This window comes from Psychrobacter sp. CX90 (assembly GCF_057396305.2).
This window is the reverse complement of record NZ_CM182008.1, coordinates 1,444,468-1,467,826: the sequence shown is the minus strand read 5'-3', so window position 1 is coordinate 1,467,826 and position 23,359 is coordinate 1,444,468. Positions and strand designations below refer to the sequence as shown.

Sequence of the window (23,359 nt, the reverse complement as noted above, 5' to 3'; positions counted from 1 at the left end):
AGCCAAATATATTTTTGCCATTATGGATCTGAGACTATCCAGCCGGCAAGCATGATAAAATGGCAATAATAATACATAATAAATAAGCAGCCAGTTAGTCATTATGCTTAACTTAATAACATGGTTTTGTCAGTGATTCAGTTAAACTTATTACGCCAACATATAATTCACGCATAATTATGGAATATTTTTTATGCGTAATTAAAGCCGAGTATCATAGCAAATCGATTGATAAAATTCAATCAATTTGCGTAATGTTAAAATTTAATCTTTGTTTATTTGACTATCGGTAGCTTTTACTACGATTGTTTTAGCTAATTTGTCATGTAGGCTACGGCGTTTTTTGTTGACAATTAACATAAATACATCCGCCATCAAAATGAACTGACCAAGGTAAGGTATATTGTAAGCCAGATTAGTTAGTATTGTGCGCAGCAATACAATATTAGTGACTGTCGGAAGCTTTTCAGTCTCAACGTCTAAAATACGTACGCCTGTTACCAGTTTACCAATACTTTGCCCACGTTTGATTAACATGAAAATTTGCACGAAAAATAACAATAGCAAAAAGATTGCAGTCATGGCAGTTAGATACTGAGGAACTGTTTCTATCAGTGAAGAAAGTAGAGCGGGGTCTTTCGCAGCTTCTTGTACTTTATCGAAATCAAATGCAAGTCCTGATAACAATGGTACCAAACAAAGAATCGCAAGTATTTGGTCGATTAGAACAGCCAGAATTCTACTGCTAATGCTTGCCAATTCATTCACAGTGGTCTTTAAACCATCAGGTCGTACTCTTGTAACATGTGAAGGTTCATTCTGCTTTTTGAAGGGTGAGAGATTTGTTTTAAAGGGTGCTTTCGCTTTATCTGGTTCATTATTACCATATAACTCAGCAACGGATACCCTTGTAGATGAAGTAGCAGAAGCAGTAGGGTTATAATGGTAGGTCTCATTGGTTAAAGAGCCTACCCGTTGCCACTGTTCCATACCTTCGTGCCACATCAAGTCATTGAGTTCAACTTGCTGTGTTGCAAGCATTTTATTAAGTTGATCAAGAGTATAAGGTCCCGCTTGAACCTGATTTCTTGCAAGATAAATCTGCATCGCAATGTAACCTTTTTTTAAATAGCAAGTTTTTAAATAACGAGTGTTAAAATAACAAATTTTTAAATAGTAAATAACCACTTAATAGTTTAACAGATATGGTTATGTACTAGGAACTGTTTCAATTCAATGAGAGATCATGATTGGGCTTATTTATAAGTATATAAACGATTAACAATAACTAATAGACAACTGGACATGACATCGTCCTATACTAAATTAAATAATACTGAGATGTCTTTTATTTATTTTAGATAATGGTTGATATTAGAATCGAGTCAACGCAAAAAGACCACAATGATCATATGTTTGATTATTGTGGCCATAGACTAAGTTTTGTAGTGCTTCTTAGTCAAAGTAATCGTTAAATTAGACTTAAATTAGTTGGCATTATCGTCATTTGCCAAGAACATCCAAGTATCGAGTACTGAGTCTGGGTTTAAAGACACGCTATCGATGCCTTGTTCCATTAACCAGTAAGCTAAATCTGGATGATCAGATGGGCCCTGACCACATATTCCAACATATTTACCTTGATCGCGACATGCCTTAATAGCCATTGATAATAACTTCTTGACCGCAGGATCACGCTCATCGAATAAATGCGACACGATACCAGAATCACGATCTAAACCAAGGGTTAACTGAGTTAAATCATTTGAACCGATTGAGAAGCCGTCGAAATACTGAAGGAACTCATCAGCTAATAGAGCATTAGTAGGTAGCTCACACATCATAATCAGCTCTAGACCGTTCTCACCACGCTTTAACCCGTTACTTTCTAAAATCTCAACAACTTCTTTGGCTTCGCCAGTGGTACGTACAAATGGAATCATGATTTTTACGTTTGTAAGGCCCATATCATCACGTACACGCTTTAATGCTTTACACTCTAAATCAAAACAATCTCGGAAGTTCTCTGATACATAACGGCTCGCACCACGGAAACCAAGCATTGGGTTTTCTTCTGAGGGTTCGTATAACTTACCCCCAATTAAATTGGCGTATTCATTAGACTTAAAGTCTGACATACGCACAATAACGGGGGAGTTTCTAAAGGCAACGGCAAGAGTTGAGATACCTTCTACTAATTTATCAACATAAAAATCAACAGGTGATGCATACCCTTCAATACGGTCTTTAATTGCTTGCGACACTTCACGTGGAAGCGTATTCATGTTAAGCAAGGCTTTGGGGTGAACACCAATCATGCGGTTAATAATGAACTCTAGGCGGGCAAGACCAACCCCTGCATTAGGAATCTGGGTAAATGAGAAGGCGCGATCTGGATTACCAACATTCATCATAATTTTGAACGGAATTTCAGGCATTTGATCAATAGAGTTGCTCTGAATTTCAAAATCTAATAAACCATCGTAAATGAAACCTGTATCGCCTTCAGCGCAAGATGCAGTCACTTCTTGCCCATCTGTTAAAAGCTCCGTTGCATTGCCACAGCCAACAATGGCAGGGACACCTAATTCACGTGCAATAATAGCAGCATGACAAGTACGACCCCCGCGATTCGTGATGATGGCAGCGGCTCGTTTCATAACAGGTTCCCAATCGGGATCAGTCATGTCGGATACCAGCACATCACCAACTTGAACTTTTTCCATTTCATGAATGCTATTGACGATACGCACTTTACCAGAGCCAATACGCTGACCGATAGAACGACCTTCACATAATATTTTTGCATTTTGGCTTTGGATCAGATAGCGCTCCATCACATTACGATCTTGGCGACTCTTAACTGTTTCAGGACGCGCCTGAACAATAAATATTTCGCCAGTATCGCCATCTTTAGCCCATTCAATATCCATCGGCTGACCATAATGCTTCTCAATGGTTAAGGCTTGCTGAGAAAGTTCTGTTAACTCTTCTGTAGTCAGGGCAAATTGAGCGCGCTCTTCTTTATTAACGTCAACAATTTTAACGGAGCGAGTGGTGCTACCTTCTTCGCCATAAATCATTTTCTGATGTTTACTGCCCAAATTGCGGCGAATAACAGCAGGTCTATTCTCTGCAAGTAAAGCTTTTGATAAATAAAATTCATCGGGGTTAACGGCACCCTGTACAACCATTTCACCTAAACCGTAACTGGCAGTAATAAATACAACTTCGTCGAAGCCACTTTCTGTGTCAAGTGTAAACATAACCCCAGAGGCGCCAGTTTCTGAACGTACCATACGCTGAATACCCGCTGAAAGAGCAACACCAGCATGTTCAAAACCTTGATGCACACGATAAGAAATAGCACGATCATTGTATAAAGAAGAGAATACTTCTTTAATGGCAATCAGTACGTTATCAATACCACGGATATTTAGGTAAGTTTCCTGCTGTCCAGCAAAAGAAGCATCTGGTAAATCTTCAGCGGTAGCGGATGAACGAACTGCTACGGCAATATCTTCCCCGCCGCTCATGACTTCGAATGCATCACGAATCTCCGCTTCAAGAGAAGGCGGTAATTCTTGTTCAATAATCCAACCACGAATTTTCTTACCTACTTCAGCAAGCTTATGTACGTCATTTACATCTAAGCTTTTAAGTTCATCATTGATCTTATCTAATAGGCCAGTCTCATTAAGAAAGTTATTAAATGCAGCTGCAGTAGTTGCAAAACCACCAGGAACACTAACCCCCATGTCAGATAAGTGGCTAATCATTTCGCCTAATGAGGCGTTTTTACCACCAACGATTTCAACATCGTCTTTGCCTAACTTGTCAAGGGTAATAACTTGAGGTGCTGTCATGAAAACTCCGGGAAATAAGGTTATTTTTCAAAATTATAACGTTAAATAGGTATTTTGTGTACCGTATGGTGGGTATTTATTTTATAAATGCCATAAAACAGCAATATGATAGACAAATATAGCCTATATAGTGTTGTTCTATGCCCGTTAATGCGAGGTAAACTATAACATTTAAATTCGATATGCGTCTATTCATTAAAAGCGTTAAAAGCGACCTTCCGTCAGAAAGTGTTTCGCAATAAATTACTTTAATAATTAATTTATATAATGAGCTAAAGGGCATGTATAAAGTAGGATCAAAAAATAGGATTAAATAACACACCGTCAGTTAGATGACGTTATATATTAAAAGACGCCAGTATGTATCTAAAATTTTAACCATTATTCTAATACAATTGTCTGTTAATATTAAAAATAAGTTTTAAATTGAGTCTAAAGTTTATTTAACTCAAGTTGATAGCGATTGAGTTTGCAATTATTAAGGGTAGCGCCATTTATTTTACTGGCAGTTATACTTTACTGGGTGTTATATAAGGGTAATCTGGTTGATTTAATGTTAATAACAATACTTGCTACTTAAAATTGGATAAATATGCCTTTATTTAATAGATCTACACATTCAATCATAAGATGTTAATAGAAAAGTTTATAAGGAAGGGTATGGAAAGTTTAATTCAGACATCAGCATTAAAGCCGACGATACAAAATCGTAGTGCAATGGCGATAGATAAACCTGAGGTAATTCGCGTTGCTTTTTTTATATCAGATGGTACGGCCATTACTGCCGAGACGCTTGGAAGATCGATACTGAGTCAGTTTGCTAGTGTGCCATTTGAAACTCGTGTCATTCCGTATGTAGACTCAGTGAAGGGGGCACAAGAGGCGGTAATACAAATTAATAAAGCCTATCAGGAAACAGGAATATTACCTCTCGTGTTTGATACGATTGTTGATAGTGAGATTCGTGAAATTATAAATTCAGCTCAAGCCTGTAATCTAGATATGTATGAAGGTTTAATTGGTCGTATTACAGATGAAATAGGTGTGGAACCTGATGCCCATTCTGGACATGCGCATGATGATGTCGATTCTGAAACTTACAAATCAAGGATTGATGCCGTTCACTTTGCTTTGGATAATGATGATGGTGCCCGTACTCGTCATTATGATATGGCGGATATAATTTTAATTGGGGTTTCTCGTTCAGGTAAAACCCCAACATCGTTATATCTAGCTTTACAGTTTGGTATCAGAGCAGCCAACTATCCCCTAACTGAAGATGACTTATATGATAATAAATTACCAAAGGCACTTCAGCCTTATCGGAATAAGTTATTTGGTTTAATAATTGATACTGATCGTTTGGTGAAAATTAGACAAGAGAGAAGGGCAGGCAGTCGTTACTCTAGCTATAGACAATGTGAAGAAGAGCAGCGAGCGATTCAAGCTATTTATATGACTCAGGGTATACCAAGCTTAAACGTATCCGAAATGTCTGTGGAGGAGATTGCGACTCGAATATTGCAAATAACGGGTCTTAAACGCCGTATAGGCTAGTTAGATTATGAAGTAAAAAATATGAGATAAGACGACTAAAGAAGTAGGTAGTTGATTAGAAAATAACCGAAATGTAGTGGTGTATTTGCGGAATAGTCTCAGACACAAGTCTATAAACTATTTGAGCCTGACCTAGGGTGTTAAAGTTGATATAATAAACGGTGTTTATACATATCGATAAAAATTAATCATTATTAGGTAGTTAGTAATGCGAAAAGTTTCATTTGTACTAAGTAAGCTAAGCCTCTCCAACTTACCTGCAAGTATTGCTATTGCAGCAATTTTTTTATTAGCAGGTTGTCAGACGGGCCCGTTTGCCAAGCAACCTGTTCCTGAGCCACGCTATATCCCTCAGTTGAGCTTAGGTGAGGCGCAGCAATTGACAGTATTGCCGACCAAAGAACCTTGTAATAGTGCACTGCCGATGCTTTGTATGATTGCAAAAAACCAGTCAGGAGAGCTATTTCAAATTCCATACAACTGGATTGAAGGGTTTAGTCATACTAATGGCGTAGAGTACGTCATTAATGTTAAACCTAAAATTGATGATAATAAACAGCAAATGACCGGCAAATGGACACTGCAAAATGTAGTAAGCCAGAAAGCAGTGATAAATTAATCTCTTCTTGGTCTCAAACTAGCAGTCCTACTCCTGCAAACGATGCGTTATCATCTCTCATCTTTAAATGTTACCTAACTACTGTATTAAGAGGATACTATGTCTAAAAAAAATAAAGAAAATGACATAAAAGACACAACAGATAATGGCTCTGGATCTGAGCAAATTGAGACGGAAAACGAGCATTCTATTGAGCATGAGCAGGAACAAATCACTTATAGATCAAAAAAATCAAAGCTTGTTGGAGGTTTGGATATTGCTGATGAGGTATATCATCCCAATTTGATCAGCCCCCTTGATGATAATAGAATTAGAGTTGAATCCGACTTGACTAAAGATTCAGGTCGTATAAAAAAAGACGATCATAACTATGAATACGATGCTGTTGTTTTAGGTGCTGGACCAGCAGGTGAAGCGGCTGCAATGAAACTGGCAAAAAGCGGTAAAAAAGTAGCTGTTATTGATCCACGAGATCAGGTAGGTGGTAATTGTACTCATGTCGGGACAATACCAAGTAAAGCGCTACGTCAATCTGTATTTAATTTAATCAGTTATCGCCGAGACCCGATGTTTTTTAAAGGGTCAGACTACACTCAAGTACCATTAACTAAAATATTGGCAAAAGCTCGTAAAGTGGTTCGCAGTCAAGTCGATACGCATACGCGATTTTATGAGCGGAATCGTGTTGAAGTAATCCATGGTTGGGGTAGCTTCAAAGATAAGCACACTTTAAATATTGAGCTTACTGATGGCACTGGCATCGAAACGATTACTTTTAATAAAGCTATTATTACCGTCGGCAGTCGTCCATACCGTCCAGACTTGTTAGATTTTAATCATCCGCGTGTATTTGATTCTGACAAAATATTGCAGATGGATTATGTGGTTAATAAAATTATAATTTACGGTGCGGGTGTGATAGGTTGTGAATACGCATCCATATTTACGGGGCTGGGGTATAAAGTTGATTTAATTAACAATCATGCAGAGCTATTAAGTTATTTAGATAACGAAATTAGTGATGCGTTATCGCACGATTTTAGACAATTTGGTGTACTGATACGTAATAACGAAGAAATTGAAAAATTAGAAACCTTTGATGATTGCGTTATATTGCATTTAAAAAGTGGCAAAAAAATAAAGTCGGATGCCATTTTATGGTCGAATGGTCGTTCCGGAAATACCGAAAGCTTAGGTCTTGAAAATGTAGGATTAGAGGCCAATAAGCGTGGTCAATTAAAAGTGGATGACACTTATTGTACTGATGTAGACAATATTTATGCCGCTGGAGATGTTATCGGCTGGCCATCACTTGCATCTGCTGCATATGACCAAGGTCGTTGCGCTGCTGCTTTTATGATTGGAGACGAAGATGCAGAACCTGTATCAAGTGTACCAACAGGCATATACACCATTCCTGAAATCTCAAGTATTGGTAAAACAGAACAAGAGCTGACGAATGCAGGCGTGCCTTATGAGGTAGGTCAAGCGTTTTTTAGACATCTTGCTCGTGCTCAAATTATTGGCGAGCTTTCAGGTGTCTTAAAGATCTTATTCCACCGCGAAACTTTAGAAATTTTAGGTATTCACTGTTATGGTAACCACGCTTCGGAAATTATCCATATCGGTCAAGCAGTGATGAAATGTGGCAATTCGTTAGAATATTTTGTCAATACAACTTTTAACTACCCAACAATGGCGGAAGCCTACCGTGTTGCCGCATTAAATGGTTTAAATAGGGTGTTTTAAAATTTTGTAAGTACATAACGATTGATGAAAGTACATAAATATAACCATAACCATTAAAGACTGCAATTTTGCAGTCTTTTTTTTATTCCTTTTCTGGCAGCCATAACATTATCTTCATTACTGCATACATAAAAATTATTAGGTTTTCATCAAAGCTTAATAGATAGAGAGAATAATAACAAATCGTAAGAATAAAAACCAAACACCAGCTATCTAAACAATTAAATATAATAATAAATGGGGTATAAATTATGCAAGACGGATCTGAAACGAGTAATCTGATTGAAGTTGGCAATAAAAAAGTCAACTTTGCATTTGCCTTATTATTAGTAGTAACGACACTCTACTTCATATGGTGGGGTTTGGACTATACTAACCATTTTCCAATCATCTTTATTACAGCCACCATATTTGGTGTGTTTATGGCATTCAACATCGGTGGTAATGATGTTGCTAACTCATTTGGTACTTCAGTGGGTGCTGGAACGTTAACAATTCCGCAAGCACTTGGTGTGGCAGCGGTATTTGAAGTTAGCGGTGCCGTTATTGCTGGTGGAGAAGTGACAGATACAATTCGTAAAGGGATTGTAGATCTTAATGGTCTAACTATCGAACCAATGCAGTTCGTTTTTCTAATGATGTCAGCTTTGTTAGCGGCCGCTATTTGGTTGTTAATTGCTACTAAAAAGGGTTGGCCAGTTTCAACGACCCATGCCATTATCGGTGGTTTAGTGGGTTCATCCATGGTTCTCGGATTTACTCTGGCAGGGTTAGATGGATCAGTACAAACCGTAAAATGGGATAAAATTGGATTAATTGCAGTCTCATGGGTATTGTCCCCTTTACTCGGTGGTGCGGCTTCTTACGCTCTATTTTATCAAATTAAAAAGTATATTCTTAGTTATAACGACTCTGCAGCTGAAGTGTTACAACGCTTACATCAAAAGAAGCAGTTAGTTAAACTGCAAGACAAAACAGCTTTCGAAAAATTAAATGAAATGCAAAAGCTGGCTTATACAAGCTCTCTTGCAAGAGATGCTCAAGCCTATCAAGAAGAGGATATTAATGAAGAGGATTTAGAATCTGATTACTATAAAAAGATATATCAGTTAGAGCGTGCACGTTATGAAGTCGATGCGTTTAAAGCTTTACAGACTTGGGTGCCATTAGTAGCTGCATTCGGTGGGGCTATCATTAGCTCAATGTTATTGTTTAAGGGTCTTAAAAACCTACATTTAGGTTTAACTACCTTACATAACTTCCTAATAATGGGTATGGTGGCCGCCATTATTTGGATGGCTGTATTTATTTATGCCAAATCACTTGAAAATAATAATAAAAACCTACCTAAAGCGACTTTTATTCTATTTAGTTGGATGCAGGTATTTACGGCAGCTGGATTTGCCTTTAGCCATGGTTCAAACGATATTGCTAATGCCATTGGTCCGTTTGCAGCAATTCTAGATGTACTAAAAACTGGCGCTATGAATCAACAAGCCGCTGTGCCTACATTGGCGATGGTTACATTTGGTGTGGCATTAATTGTTGGCCTCTGGTTTATTGGTAAAGAGGTTATACAAACGGTCGGTACGAACCTAACTAAAATGCATCCTGCCTCAGGTTTTTCGGCAGAACTGTCTGCCGCAGCGGTCGTAATGGGAGCATCTTTACTTGGTTTACCCGTTTCAAGTACGCATATTCTAGTAGGTGCTGTATTGGGGATTGGACTGGTAAATCATAATGCTAACTGGGCTTTAATGCGTCCTATCGCTATGGCTTGGGTGCTTACGCTCCCTGTAGCCGCGATTTTAGCAAGTGTCTCGTTTTTGTTGCTCAATATGTTCTTTTAAATTAAAGGATGGTAACAGTATTGTTGAGCAGCCAGAGGTTCCAAATTTAAATTTTGAATATAGCTACACGCTTGCAAGTTATTCGCAGTTAGTGTTGAATAACCTGCAAGCTTTTAATTTTTTGAAAGTATAGTCAGCGAACTACTAAACGGTTACAGTGTTAACCTCGTTAAGCCTACTCCAGTAGTACTTGCACTCGGTTGCCTTGTAACCATTTTAGACTTCTTTGACTATAGATAAAAATCAACTGTAGTGACTAAAACTAATTTAAAAAGGAACTCACCATGTCTATGATTTATGATGATGACAATATTTTCGCAAAAATTTTATCCGGTGCTATCCCAAATCACACTGTGTACGAAGACGATAAAACGTTAGCATTTATGGATATCATGCCTCAAGCAAAAGGTCATGTATTGATTATACCTAAACAAAAAGCGGTTGATTTAAGCCAGCTTGAACCTGAATATGCGCAAGCGGTAATGATGACTGCAAAAAAAGTGATGGCTGCACAGCGAAAGGTGTTTAATCGTGAAGGTATTGTACAAATGCAATTAAATGGCGCAGAGGCTGGCCAAACTGTGTTTCACTATCATGTGCATCTTATTCCTACGAGTCTACACAGTCTTGGTAAGCATGGCAGTGAGCAAGCTGACATGCAGGAGCTTGCAGACATGGCAGCCTCGCTGAAAGCAGCGATTTCTAACTAATTAGCTTATCATTTATAATGAGCCAATCAATAATGAGAGAATCCATTATAAGGGGCTTTTGAAATGATAACCTATTACTTTGATCTGTTATTTTGCGCCTATTTAACCTATTAAATAGGATTTAGGCAGATAGCATTTTAATTATTTAGCAAATCCCTTTACAATGTGGCTTGTTATCAGCAACAAGCCATTTTTTATGTCTCATAATTTATCAGCAGCTCATATCGACCTCCATCCGCTATTGCAGCCTTTATATATTGGCGGGTTAAAAATCAGCAATGGTCTGATGGTCGCGCCAATGGCGGGCGTTACCGATAATCCTTTTAGGCGTTTATGCAAATCGTTTGGTGCAGGTCATGCCGTTAGTGAAATGATGACGGCAGATGCGACATTATATGCGAATAAGAAATCTTTGTTTCGGGCTAACTTTGAGGGCGAAATTGCGCCCATATCCGCTCAGATAGCAGGTGCTGATGTGGATAAGCTGGCAGAAGCTGCACGCTATCAAGTTAATAATGGCGCTCAAATCATCGATATAAATATGGGCTGCCCTGCCAAAAAGGTATGCCGTAAGCTGGCAGGTTCTGCGTTATTAAAAGATGAATCGTTAGTCGCCCGTTTATTGGATGCCACTGTGGCAGCGGTTGAGGTACCTGTTACCTTAAAAACAAGGCTTGGCTATGAGAATGGACAAGAAAATATCCTACGTATTGCTAAGCGAGCTGAAGAAGCAGGTATTGCCGCCATTGCGATTCATGGTCGTACTCGTGAAGATAAATATGGTGGCCAAGCCCGTTATGAATTAATACGCCAAGTCAAAGAAAGTGTACGTATCCCGGTTATTGCCAATGGTGATATCGATAGTGCCCAAAAAGCGATTGAGGTTTTTAATCAAACAGGGTGTGATGCTATTATGATTGGCCGTGCTGCACAAGGCCAACCTTGGATATTCAGAGATATCGCACATTATTTAGAGACAGGCGAAACACTACCGGCGCCAACCACCGCACAGCTCAAAGATATTGTGTTAACCCACCTTGAAGCGTTATATGCTTTTTATGGTGAGTATTCTGGTTGCCGAATTGCCCGTAAGCACATCGCTTGGTATACCTCAGGCATTCGTCATTCAAATGAGTTTCGACAAGCCATGTATGGTGAAGAGAGTACGGCAGGTCAATATAAAGTAGTGGATGCTTTTTTTACGCATCACATTATGGATAATGGGTAAAATCTTTTAAAGTTAAAAGCAATAGCAATAGCTTAAAAGTTCATAGTCAATCCAAATTTGCTAAAACCTCTTTAAATAACGCCCTATCACACTAGAGTCTGCATCTATGCCTAATGATTCGTCAAAATTATCTCCTGTTATTTGCGTTAATGATCTTTCTATATCAAGTGAGGATCAGACGCTTGTGGATGGATTATCTTACGAGATTGAGCAGGGCCAGACATTAGCTATTGTTGGCGAATCTGGATCGGGGAAATCAATTTCTAGTCTGGCTGTATTAGGTCTACTACCCAGTGGATTAAAAGTTACAGGGAAGGTGGTTTTAGCCGAAATAGGTCAGCTATCTATTGACCAGATGTTTGATGAATCCAGTCAGCAGCGTAATAAACGTGAAAAGCAATTAAGGCAGATACGGGGTTCTCGTATCGCGATGGTATTTCAGGAGCCAATGACAGCCTTGAACCCATTGCATACCGTTGGTAATCAAATTGCTGAGAGCCTACGTTTAACAGGGGTTGCAAAAAAGCAGATCAAGTCTAAAATTATCGACTTATTAAATGATGTCAATATCAAAAATCCTGAAACTAAGCTCGCAAGATACCCTCATGAACTATCGGGTGGTCAGCGTCAACGGGTTATGATCGCTATGGCACTGGCACAAAACCCTGATGTGTTGATTGCAGATGAGCCAACCACCGCACTTGATGTGACCTTGCAACACGAGATATTGGAACTGCTAAACGATCTGAAGCGTCAGCACGGCATGGCGATGCTGTTAATCAGCCACGATTTAAACTTAGTGCGCCGCTATAGCGATCACATTATCGTCATGAAGCAGGGCATAGTGGTCGAAAAAGGCGAAAGTGAGGCTATTTTTGCAAATCCTAGTGATGATTATACGAAGTCACTGATATCACAGAACTTCGGGCAGCCGCTCGACTGTCACAAGCATTCTGGCTCAAATAGTGAGGACTCAAACTTAGTAGTACAGGTTGAAAATCTATCGGTGGCGTTCCCTGCTCAAAAATCACTATTGGGTGGAGTAAGCAAGTGGGTAAAAGCAGTTGATGATGTTACTGTCATATTGCCTCAGGGGCACGCTCTAGGTATTGTGGGCGAATCAGGCTCAGGTAAAACGACAATCGCCTTGGCATTAACCCGTCTGCTAAGTAATCAGGCCAAAGTGTCTGGAGATATCCTTATTGATAACACGAATATAAATAGCCTAAGCAAAAGTAAGTTACGTCAATTTAGGGCAACCATTCAAATGGTATTCCAAGACCCCTTCGCCAGTATTAACCCACGTTTTAATGTGATGCAAATTATAGAGGAAGGACTACTGGTGCAAGGTCTGGCAAAATCAAACCGTCAACAGGCAGTATTTGAGGCGCTCGCAACTGTACAGCTGCCAAACGAGTTCGCCTACCGCTATGCTCATGAGTTATCGGGGGGGCAACGACAGCGTGTGGCACTGGCACGCGCTATTATTATGCGCCCCAAAGTCATCCTATTAGACGAGCCAACCTCTGCCCTTGATAGCAGTACCCAAGTCGCTGTGGTTGAGCTGCTACGCGACATCCAAGCCAAGCTTGGCATCAGTTATATTTTTATTAGTCACGACTTAAATGTGGTGCGGGCGCTCTGTCAGCATATTATGGTTATGCGAGACGGGGTTTGCGTAGAAAGTGCTACGACCTCACAGCTGTTCTCTAAGCCCAAGCATCCTTATTCACAATTATTGATTCAAACCAGTATTAACAATAAAGATTTTAGCTAAGTATAGTTGTTTTCTGCAAAACTATTGAACGTTTAAGATATGCCTTTAAGCGTAGTCGATGGGTTAAAAACAGTTACCGCAACACATTGAAAGCGAAGAACAAAAAGATGAGCCTCAGTATCGGAGTTTTTTAAAACAATGCTTTCAATTTATGAAAGACTAGGCGGATTACATGAATACTATGTAGTTTATCGCAAAATTAAATTTTATCCTGTATTCTGACTTTAAATTTTAATATTTTTTAAATTAAGTCTCTTTTTAGTTAAAAAAATCTTTAACCAAACATCGCATTCTTTACAGTCTTACACTTTGTAAAAGTCAGTCAACTTGGATGTTTTTCTATTACCTATATTATTAAGCCTAACCTATGGATAAACCATTGAAAAAATTTAGCCTAGTATTCTTACCATCATTTATGTGGGTCGTATTAACTGGGCTAGGATTTGGCTCTCAAAGTTTATCTAATTTGATTGAACTTATAGGAATTTTTATAGTATCTGTGCTGTGTGTATTTATCCCAGAACGATTTATAAAATATCAACACCTTCTTCTAATACTCTTAATTATCACTGTCTTAGTGCGTTTTTTAACCCCACATATTCCGGAATAATTTCTTTATGCTTATTAAACCAGTTGGCTATCTTTTATCAGCACTTCTACTAACTGCCTGCCAATCAAGTCTCAAAGTTACTGAGCCAAATTCTTCAAAGCCAACATTTACAGTTATACCAGATAACCACTCATCGATAACGCAATCGGATATTGTTGGAGTATACAAAGGTACCTTACCGTGTGCCGACTGCTATGGTATTGAAACCAAACTTATCCTCAATGATGATAATACTTTTGTCTACGACATGCTCTACTTAAATAAACAAGATGAACACTTTATTCATAAAGGAAATTATACGGTTAAAAATAATATAATAACTATCTATGAAGACTCTAGAGCGGTCAGATTTTTAATCAATGAAGGCGTTCTTACTTATTTAGGCAAAGACCTACATCCTATTACAAGCCCGCTAGCCCCTTACTATCAATTAAATAAACAACAAACTTTCAACTATGCAGGCAAATACGAAACCTTCTTTGAAACTCAAGATGACTATACACAGACCTTATCTATCACCCCAACGGGGGAAAAATATAATGTGAGCTTTTCTGCATCTAAGGTCAACGGTAAAGAAAACTGTCGTTTCTCCGGGCAAGCTTGGCTTGAAAATAATATCCTTTGGATGAATATTAGCAAGGATTCTAACAAAGAGATATTAATGTATATAGCCCCTTCGCATGATAATTTAGGGTTGGAAGTATTTACCGATAAATTTGAAGATCGCTTTCAAATGATGTTCTATTGTAAAGGGGGTGGCTCTTTAGCGGGTAAGTATATCAAAAACACCATAAAGACCGATAGTATAGGTGTTTTTGATGCATCAACCACTATTGAAGACGTTTTACACACCTTGCCTGCCACTCAAATACATAAAAAAATAGGTCACGGGGAGTTTTTAGACGATCTATATGATGATTATGAAATATATACTAATAACAACAAAGCACTTTTTACCCTTACACCAAAAAAAACAGGGACAGTAAAGCAAAGTATTAACAGAGTGTTAATTAAAAGTCCTTTTTTTAAAACAGATAAAGGTATACATAATAACTCAACATATGGTGATGTTAAAAACGCTTACTCTATCACTAGAATTGAACCTACAAGAGAGCATATAATCTTAGTTGTAGATGAAATAAATGCTGAATTTCTCATACCTAAAACAGAACTAGAGGAGGGCTGGTGGAATTCGAAGACAAACACAGTAAATCCTCATAAAATCCCAGACGATGCACAAATTGAGAATTTTATTTTATGGTGGAATAACTAAAAAAATATAAAACGACTAACCTTCACGTTCTCACTCAAAAAGAAGACGTTTGCCATGCCTCGTATATTGCTCAGAGATGTTTTTAAATATGGGGGTATCTCTTAACTTTAGCTTATAAATATAAGTTATTAGTTTGAATATTGTGCTAAATAAACAAAGGAGGTCATCACTATTGTAGTGACGATCTCCTTATTTATTTAATTTAGTTAATTTTTGATCAGATCGTTCTATAAAGAACTATTGGTTTAGAGGGGCATTAGCGCCAATGAACCAGGCATCTTTATCAATGGTGCGACTAACTTCTGTAAATAAATCTGCTGTATCTTCATCACCTGCGTCGCCTGCAGAATCAATGGCTTTACGTAACTCTTCAGCAACTATCTTATAACGATTGGTTAGCTCACGTACATGCTGATCAATCTCAGTTATTTCGGTGGGATAGGGTTCTAAGATCGAATCCTCAGTAACACGGCGAGAGATACCATTAGCTTTACCACCGAGTATAACAATACGTTCAGCAACCGTATCATAGGCCTCGGTCAAACGCTCGTAAGTGTCATCAAGAAGCTGGTGAACCCCGATGAATCCTTTGCCTTGTAAATTCCAGTGGCATTGTTTACTGTCCATGCTTAAGTCTATTAAATTAGCTAAGTTATAGTTTAATAGCTCTACCATTTTTTTAGCTGTTTCATCATTAATACCACTTGCGTAACGTTCTCTCATAATTTTAATCCTTAATGCTTTAAGTTAATATAAAATTTTTTACTTTATTATCAAAAATAATTTTTTGTTGAATGAAATAAACCATTGCAATATTTCATTATTTATAATAGCAGGTCATATTCAATATTTGAACCTACCTTTATAAAATTCAGGATGACTAAATGTAATCGACATACTAAATATGTAAATCTATGTAATTTTTGGTTTCTATAGGTCTGTTTGGATAGATATATGAAGATAGACATATGAAGAAGGATAGGATGGCTATATGGTTATTTGTAATAACTTTTTAATAACAATGTTTACAGACCCTATGTTTGTTTGACATCTTCCTACTGGCTGTCTTTAATTGAAAGATTTATCTCATAAAAGATTTATCTCATAAGTGTTAAAAACTCTAGCCTTTTAATTCTCAGTAATTACCCCCATATCTTAAAACATCAAAAGTTAGTAATAATAAAAGAAAATGACTATGCGCATGCCCGAACCCCGCTCTTCAAGACAGCTTAATCAACTTGCCACCCAGCTTCAAGGCGAAGCTGAAATCACTGGTGTGAATGCATCTGGTACACAAATAGCTAGCCGTGCATTCAAGATGGTCACTGATTTTAAACCTGCCGGAGATCAGCCCCAAGCGATTAAAAAATTGGTCAAAGGTGTAGAGTCAGGTATGGATGCTCAGTTACTATTAGGTGTGACTGGATCTGGTAAGACCTATACTATGGCCAAAGTTATAGCTGAGACTCAGCGCCCAACCATTATTATGGCGCATAACAAAACGTTAGCTGCGCAGCTATATGGCGAATTTAAGTCTTTTTTCCCAAATAATGCGGTCGAGTACTTTGTGAGTTATTACGATTATTATCAACCAGAAGCTTATGTCGCTGCGAGCGATACTTTTATTGAAAAGGACAGTGCTATTAATGATCATATTGATCAAATGCGATTGTCTGCTACTCGGGCGCTACTAGAACGTAGAGATGCCATTATTATTTCATCAGTCTCATCTATATATGGCTTGGGCGATCCAGAAAGCTATCTTAAAATGTTACTACATATTGTGGTTGGCGATATAATCGACCGTACGTCAATGATTAAAAGGTTGGTCGAGCTACAATATACACGCAATGAGTTAGATTTCGAACGAGGTACCTATCGTTTACGTGGCGAGCTGTTAGATATATATCCTGCTGAATCAGAACAACTTGCCGTTCGTATTAGCATGTTTGATGATGAAGTCGATAAAATTAGCTGGTTTGATCCTTTGACGGGTAAAACGGTAAAAAAAGTTCCTCGTATTACTATTTATCCTAAGTCGCATTATGTGACGCCCCGTGAAAGATTAGAGGCGGCGAGCCACACTATTCGTGCTGAACTAGAAGAGCGATTGGAATATTTTCGTGAAAACGATAAGCTGATTGAAGCTCAGCGTATTAAAGAGCGTACCCAGTATGATCTTGAGATGATTCAGCAGCTTGGCTACTGTAACGGCATCGAAAACTATTCACAGCATTTGTCAGGTAGACCAGCTGGCGAAGCACCACCAACCTTGTTCGATTACCTTCCACCAGATACGCTACTGTTTATTGACGAATCGCATGTGACGGTTCCTCAAATTGGTGCTATGTATAAAGGGGATCGCTCCCGTAAAGAAAACCTTGTTAATTACGGCTTCCGCCTGCCTAGTGCGATGAGCAATCGGCCAATGAAGTTTGAAGAGTGGGAGCGTATTAAGCCCACTACTATATTCGTTTCTGCTACGCCCGCACAATATGAGCTGGAAAAAAGCGAGCAGGTGGTTGAGCAAGTAGTCCGACCAACAGGGCTTATTGATCCTGAGATTGAAATTCGGCCAGTGATCACTCAAGTAGACGATGTCCTTTCTGAAATTACCAAACGCCGTGAATTAAACGAGCGAGTGCTCATTACCACGCTGACCAAGCGAATGGCAGAAGATCTCACAAGCTATCTCAAAGAATATGACGTTAAAGTTGCTTATTTGCATTCAGATATTGATACCGTAGAACGTATGCAGATTATTCATGAACTGCGTACCGGTGTACATGATGTAATCGTTGGTATTAACTTATTGCGTGAAGGTTTAGATATGCCCGAAGTGTCATTGGTTGCTATTTTTGATGCCGATAAAGAAGGCTTCTTGCGCTCAGAACGTGCACTGATTCAGACTATCGGACGTGCGGCTCGTCACTTAAATGGTAAAGCGATTCTATATGCTGATCGAATGACGCCAAGTATGGAGAAAGCAATTGAAGAGACGGATCGTCGACGTGAAAAGCAAGTTGCCTTTAACCTTGAGCATGGCATTATACCAAAGTCTGCCAGTCGCAGTATTACAGATAAGATTGATACAGGCGAGATCGAGGAAGACCTTAACGATAATCAAGCTATTCCAAGTAGTAGCGGGTTGCCAGAGGTTGATATCGAGATTTTGCGTAGCCCAGACTTATTGGCCAAAGAGATTAATCGTTTGGAGAAAGAGATGAAAATATTGTCTCGTGAGCTTAAATTTGAAGCTGCTGCCAAAGTCCGTGACAAAGTAATATCGCTTAAAGCATATATTATTCAGTAGACAATATGGCTTATAACAATATAGTGTTGAATAGATAAAAATAGTGTTGAATAGATAAAATGGCTTTACCTACAAATTCATTGCATCAGAGGTTGGTAGTTTTAACAACTATTTTATCAACGAAGTTTCGCAGTCATTTGTTCGATTTTTGTATTTTATAGCTTAAGTCAACCAATTATCTACGTAGTTTTACACTTTTTCACTAAAAAAATAGATGCGCCTGCAATAGGATATATTGATATGGATATTTAACTGAATACATGTCATGTACTTTTAGCAAATGGTTACGGATGCTTTTTATTAAATTATTTAATAACAATTCTAATTTTAGGAGATAAAGGATGTTTGACTTTAAGGCTTTATTAAAAAAAGGTGTTGAAAAAGAATTAACAGATGTTGATGACTATATTTTTATGCCTGAGAATATTCAAATGGAAGTTGATGAGGGTAAGGTAAGCTGTATATTAAATAGCGATGGCAGTGTTGATATATTTTATAGCAAGCATGGTGTTACCCATGTCAGAGCAGCAACCCGTAAGCATCCTTTAACATCATTTGAAACTGAGTTACTTCATGGGGTTTATGATGACATTATTGATGATTTAGTGAAGGAGGTAAATGAGACATTGGATGGTAAGTCTAAATACTTTCATAATGAAGTTGTATTACCCGCTAGTAACTCATTAGAGTTTAATAATAACAATACTCTCTAAAGACAATACTATCTAAAGATATTGTTTAATAACTAGCTTCCATATTAATAATCTATATAAATTTTCTTATTTAAAATTACCCTGATTGAATTCAAAAGTAATCATTACAGACAGTGCTTAGCCGGCAGAGCAAGAGCATATGTTAAGGATGTATTAAAAAGGGGGCGTTATAACCATAACTGCCCCTTTTTTTAGCTTGGATTATTTTCAACAAACTTTAATCTTTCTTAGTGAAATTACCGTAACAAGTTTGTAAAGACTTTGTCACTACTTTGGTTACTAACTGACTGCGATAATCAGGGTCAATAGCTGCATTAGCCATATCTACAAGGGTTACATGATTCGGTGCTTGCTCACTGACACACCCACAAATTTTAGTTTGAATTTTTTCTTCTTGTTGAGGCGACATAGCTATACGAGCAAGGCGCCATGTTGTCTTCTTCTCAAGCTCGCTACGACATTTATTATCTATAGCAATCTTGAACACATTTAAACCCACGTTTGTCGCAGTAGCCGTCGTTGTATTCGTGTTAGTTGGCGTACCAGTAGAGGTACAGCCTGCTAAGCTAAAGGTAGCTGCTATTGCAGTGAGTAATAAGCCTTTTTTCATCGGTTAATCCTTATTATGTAAAGTAAAAATTTGCGTCCTCATAAAAAAGCGAATAGATTTGATACGCACAATCAGATAACAAGACACAGCATCATTATCTAGTGTATTTGTAATAAAGGCTATCTTAAGATTATATGATGTTTTATTTTGTTGCAGATACGAACTGCAAGAATCTGTATGTATACATGAATTAGGTAAGTACTATCTATTTGTATCAAAGACCATTTATTTAGATATTATCATCAGTAATTGCTATTATATAAACAATATTTTAATCAACATTAGTCAGTTAAATTATAATTTAGTAAGTTTTTTAACATTCAGCAATAGGAAATTTGCTAGAAAACAGGCATAATAATGTAAATTTAGTATTAGACATAATTTGTTACGATCTTTTAAGTAGGCATAATCGGCTAAAGCTTAATTTTAATTGGTATGTTAAATGTGTTTTTTTAAAACTTCATTATTTTACACGAGTCTATTTCAAGGCATATAAAGGGAGAGATATGAGCATTTATATCACAGGAACGGGTTTATACACACCACCTTATAGCATTAGTAATGAAGAGTTAGTAGATTCTTTCAATCAATATGTTGATAATTATAACAATGAGCATAGTGCTGAAATCGAAAAAGGCAATGCAGAGCCGTTGCAAAAATCTTCTGCCGAGTTTATTGAAAAAGTATCGGGTATTAAGTCACGTTATGTCATGGAAAAAGAGGGGATATTAAATCCTGAAATCATGGCGCCAGTTATTCCGTATCGTCAGTTGGGCGAAGAGCTTTCAATCATGGCGGAGATGGGGGTGGATGCTCTTCAATCAGCCCTTAAAGATGCAGGATTAGAGGCCAATGATTTAGATGGCATTATAGTAGCGGCGTCAAATTTTCAGCGAGTTTACCCTGCCATTGCCATTGAAATACAAAGTCATATTGGGATGGTTGGCGGCTTTGCTTATGACATGAATGTCGCCTGTAGTGCGGCTACTTTTGGTATAGCACAAGCGGTTGGATCGATTAAATCTGGGCTTGGTAAACGTATTGCTGTTTTAAATATTGAGATTACCTCTGCTCATTTAAACTGGCGTAACCGAGATAGCCATTTCATATTTGGTGATGCGGCGATGGCTACGATTGTTGAAGCGCTTGATACACCTAAGGGTTATGAGGTGCTTGACTCAAAATTATATACCCAGTACTCAACTAATATCAAAAATGAATACGGATTTATGGATCGTTCAGAGTACCTAGCCGCACAAACTGAAATGTATCCTGATATTAAAGAACCTGTCACAGATAAACTGTTTTTACAAAATGGACGTAAAGTGTTCCGCGAAGTGTGTCCTAAAGTGTCAGAAATAATCCAAGAGCATCTAGCAGAAAATAACTTTAAGCCTAGTGAAATCAAGATGATGTGGTTACATCAAGCGAATGCAAATATGCTTGATTTGATCTTGCGTACCGTAGTTGGAAAAACAGCGGACAAAGCCATTGCACCAAGTGTGATTGATGAGTTTGCGAATACCAGTTCAGCAAGCCCTATGATTGTATTCCACCGTTACAAAGACGCCTTGAGGTCTGGAGATTTGGGTGTCATTTGTTCGTTTGGGGCAGGATATTCAATAGGCTCAGTATTAGTTCGTAAAGTGTAAGCGTTTATCAATATGCTTACACTAGGTATTACGCTCTGTAATTAACTTAATCCTCCATAATATGGGGGATTATTTATTTGCTAGTCGGTATTTAACATAAAATTTGTTATAATTACTCCCCTTATTATTTTCTCAAGCTAACACAAGCTATATTATTTATGAAAGACTCTTTAAGAGAACGCCTTGATCAAATGGTTGACCGCTATGAAGAGGTCACCGCTCTGCTGTCAGAGCCAGACACCATGAGTGATAACAATAAGTTTCGTGAACTGTCAATGGAGCATAGCGACCTATCTGAAATTACCTCACTCTGGCAACGTTATTGTCAAACCGAAAAAGATAAAGCCGATGCTGAAGAAATGCTGGAAGATGCTTCTGACCCTGAAATGAAGGCGATGATGCAAGATGAGATTGATAATGCTCGAAAATCCATTGAAGATATGGAAGAAGCGCTTAACGTAATGATGTTGCCCACCGATCCGAATGATAAAGTACCTGCATTTTTAGAGATTCGTGCTGGTACAGGTGGGGATGAAGCGTCTATATTTTCTGGGGATTTATTCAGAATGTACGAGCGTTATGCCTCATCTCAAGGCTGGACAATTGAAGTGCTTTCTGCCAGTGAGGGAGAACACGGTGGTTATAAAGAGATTATCTCACGTGTATCAGGTACAGGTGTATACGGGCGTTTGAAGTTTGAATCAGGGGCGCATCGTGTCCAGCGTGTTCCAGAAACTGAAAGTCAGGGTAGGGTGCATACATCTGCCTGTACGGTTGCCGTTATGCCTGAAGTAAAAATTGACGATACCGTTGACTTAAATCCAGCTGATATTCGTATGGATACTTTCCGTTCAAGTGGTGCAGGGGGGCAGCACGTGAATACCACTGATTCAGCTGTCCGTTTGACTCACATTCCAACTGGAGTGGTTGCAGAATGTCAGCAAGAGAGAAGTCAACATAAAAACCGTGCTAAAGCAATGCAGATGCTTATTTCACGTATTCAACAAGCTAAAGTTAAAGCGCAAGTCGATACCGCTGATGAAATGCGTCGTGACTTGGTGGGTAGTGGCGACCGTAGTGAACGTATTCGTACTTATAATTTTCCACAAGGTCGTATGACAGATCACCGTATTAACCTGACTCTATATAAATTAGATTCAATTATGGAAGGGGATTTGGATGAGTTATTAGATGCCTTAATTCGTGAGCACCAAGCGGATTTAATGGCCAGTATTGGTGGTGAATAATTCATTTTAACGATTGTTTTTAATCATTGTTTTTATGGTAATTTCGATATAAGACACTTGTGGTATCAGGCATTTAAATGGGCAAACGAATAGGCATTAGAAGCTATGACGATTAAAGTAAAATCTATGTTTTTGGGCTTATTGGGTATTTTTGCTTCAAGCACATTGACGCTTTCAGCTTGTACGATGCCCCAAACTCAAGTTGAACCGGATTCGACAGTTACTGTTTCTGAACAATCGAATATTGATTTATCGACTTTCAGTGATCAGGATCAGAATTGTCCTAAGGTAACTGCCGACAATGTTAAAGAGTGTCATGAACAAGGTGGTAAGCTTCAAAGAGAAGGTATGATGGGATGTTATGTGTGTGTTGTGCAGTACGAAGATGCTGGCAAAACTTGTGATGATGCTTCAGACTGTCTTGGCGAATGTAAAGCTAAGTCACAACAATTTCTTAATCCAGATTTGACTCACCAAACTGGCGAATGCGCCAGCAATAGCAGTGCTTTTGGCTGCTATCAGACAATCAAGAAGGGTATCCCACAACCTGCTATTTGTGTCGATTAAATATTAGAATTCAAACCA

At 38.2% G+C, this 23,359-nt stretch carries 17 protein-coding genes; 13 read left to right on the top strand and 4 right to left on the bottom strand.

The annotated features are described in order from the left end of the window. Positions 1-264 precede the first annotated feature (264 nt). A complete protein-coding gene (locus tag AC2SLN_RS05755) occupies positions 265-1,107 on the bottom strand; it encodes an RDD family protein (RefSeq protein WP_486549965.1) in 843 nt (280 codons plus the stop codon). A gap of 380 nt (positions 1,108-1,487) precedes the next feature. Then, positions 1,488-3,866: a phosphoenolpyruvate synthase gene (gene ppsA / locus AC2SLN_RS05750; RefSeq protein WP_486549963.1), complete on the bottom strand. Its 2,379-nt coding sequence runs from the start codon at positions 3,864-3,866 to the stop codon at positions 1,488-1,490. Positions 3,867-4,583: 717 nt separating this feature from the next. On the opposite strand from ppsA, the gene ppsR reads away from it, so the two are divergent. From ppsR to AC2SLN_RS05710, 8 genes are all read left to right on the top strand, one after another. Continuing rightward, complete coding sequence (gene ppsR / locus AC2SLN_RS05745) at positions 4,584-5,423, top strand: posphoenolpyruvate synthetase regulatory kinase/phosphorylase PpsR (protein WP_486550097.1); 840 nt, start codon at positions 4,584-4,586, stop codon at positions 5,421-5,423. A gap of 208 nt (positions 5,424-5,631) precedes the next feature. Further along, positions 5,632-6,042 carry a DUF4377 domain-containing protein gene (locus AC2SLN_RS05740; protein ID WP_486549962.1) on the top strand — a complete coding sequence of 137 codons (411 nt, stop codon included), beginning with the start codon at positions 5,632-5,634 and terminating at the stop codon, positions 6,040-6,042. A gap of 99 nt (positions 6,043-6,141) precedes the next feature. Then, positions 6,142-7,791 carry a Si-specific NAD(P)(+) transhydrogenase gene (sthA, locus tag AC2SLN_RS05735; protein ID WP_486549960.1) on the top strand — a complete coding sequence of 550 codons (1,650 nt, stop codon included), beginning with the start codon at positions 6,142-6,144 and terminating at the stop codon, positions 7,789-7,791. A gap of 251 nt (positions 7,792-8,042) precedes the next feature. Continuing rightward, positions 8,043-9,641: an inorganic phosphate transporter gene (locus AC2SLN_RS05730; protein ID WP_486549958.1), complete on the top strand. Its 1,599-nt coding sequence runs from the start codon at positions 8,043-8,045 to the stop codon at positions 9,639-9,641. A gap of 284 nt (positions 9,642-9,925) precedes the next feature. Beyond that, a complete protein-coding gene (locus AC2SLN_RS05725; protein WP_486549956.1) occupies positions 9,926-10,351 on the top strand; it encodes an HIT family protein in 426 nt (141 codons plus the stop codon). A 196-nt stretch (positions 10,352-10,547) separates the two neighbouring features. Further along, positions 10,548-11,579: a tRNA dihydrouridine synthase DusB gene (dusB, locus tag AC2SLN_RS05720; RefSeq protein ID WP_486549955.1), complete on the top strand. Its 1,032-nt coding sequence runs from the start codon at positions 10,548-10,550 to the stop codon at positions 11,577-11,579. Positions 11,580-11,685: 106 nt separating this feature from the next. Continuing rightward, positions 11,686-13,356 (top strand): ABC transporter ATP-binding protein, encoded by a 1,671-nt coding sequence (locus AC2SLN_RS05715; RefSeq protein WP_486549954.1) that lies wholly within the window; start codon positions 11,686-11,688, stop codon positions 13,354-13,356. Positions 13,357-13,973: 617 nt separating this feature from the next. Further along, on the top strand, positions 13,974-15,239 hold the full coding sequence (locus AC2SLN_RS05710; RefSeq protein WP_486549952.1) for a copper resistance protein NlpE: 1,266 nt from the start codon (positions 13,974-13,976) through the stop codon (positions 15,237-15,239). Between the two features lie 237 nt (positions 15,240-15,476). Here AC2SLN_RS05710 and dps read toward each other — a convergent pair whose 3' ends face one another. Further along, positions 15,477-15,962 (bottom strand): DNA starvation/stationary phase protection protein Dps, encoded by a 486-nt coding sequence (gene dps, locus AC2SLN_RS05705; protein ID WP_486549951.1) that lies wholly within the window; start codon positions 15,960-15,962, stop codon positions 15,477-15,479. Between the two features lie 472 nt (positions 15,963-16,434). Here dps and uvrB point away from each other — a divergent pair, with 472 nt between their 5' ends. Both uvrB and AC2SLN_RS05695 read left to right on the top strand, forming a co-directional pair. Continuing rightward, positions 16,435-18,552 (top strand): excinuclease ABC subunit UvrB, encoded by a 2,118-nt coding sequence (gene uvrB / locus AC2SLN_RS05700; protein ID WP_486549950.1) that lies wholly within the window; start codon positions 16,435-16,437, stop codon positions 18,550-18,552. A gap of 341 nt (positions 18,553-18,893) precedes the next feature. Then, entirely contained in the window at positions 18,894-19,265 is a 372-nt protein-coding gene (locus AC2SLN_RS05695; protein ID WP_486531145.1) for a hypothetical protein, read from the top strand. A gap of 217 nt (positions 19,266-19,482) precedes the next feature. Here the strand turns inward: AC2SLN_RS05695 and AC2SLN_RS05690 are convergent, their stop codons facing one another. Next, positions 19,483-19,875, bottom strand: coding sequence for a hypothetical protein (locus AC2SLN_RS05690; protein ID WP_486549948.1), 393 nt, complete (start codon positions 19,873-19,875; stop codon positions 19,483-19,485). Positions 19,876-20,381: 506 nt separating this feature from the next. Between AC2SLN_RS05690 and AC2SLN_RS05685 the strand changes: the two genes are divergently transcribed. From AC2SLN_RS05685 to AC2SLN_RS05675, 3 genes are all read left to right on the top strand, one after another. After that, positions 20,382-21,527, top strand: coding sequence for a beta-ketoacyl-ACP synthase III (locus AC2SLN_RS05685; protein ID WP_486549946.1), 1,146 nt, complete (start codon positions 20,382-20,384; stop codon positions 21,525-21,527). Between the two features lie 158 nt (positions 21,528-21,685). After that, positions 21,686-22,774: a peptide chain release factor 1 gene (gene prfA, locus AC2SLN_RS05680; protein WP_486549944.1), complete on the top strand. Its 1,089-nt coding sequence runs from the start codon at positions 21,686-21,688 to the stop codon at positions 22,772-22,774. Positions 22,775-22,879: 105 nt separating this feature from the next. Continuing rightward, positions 22,880-23,341: a hypothetical protein gene (locus AC2SLN_RS05675; RefSeq protein ID WP_486549942.1), complete on the top strand. Its 462-nt coding sequence runs from the start codon at positions 22,880-22,882 to the stop codon at positions 23,339-23,341. Positions 23,342-23,359 lie beyond the last annotated feature (18 nt).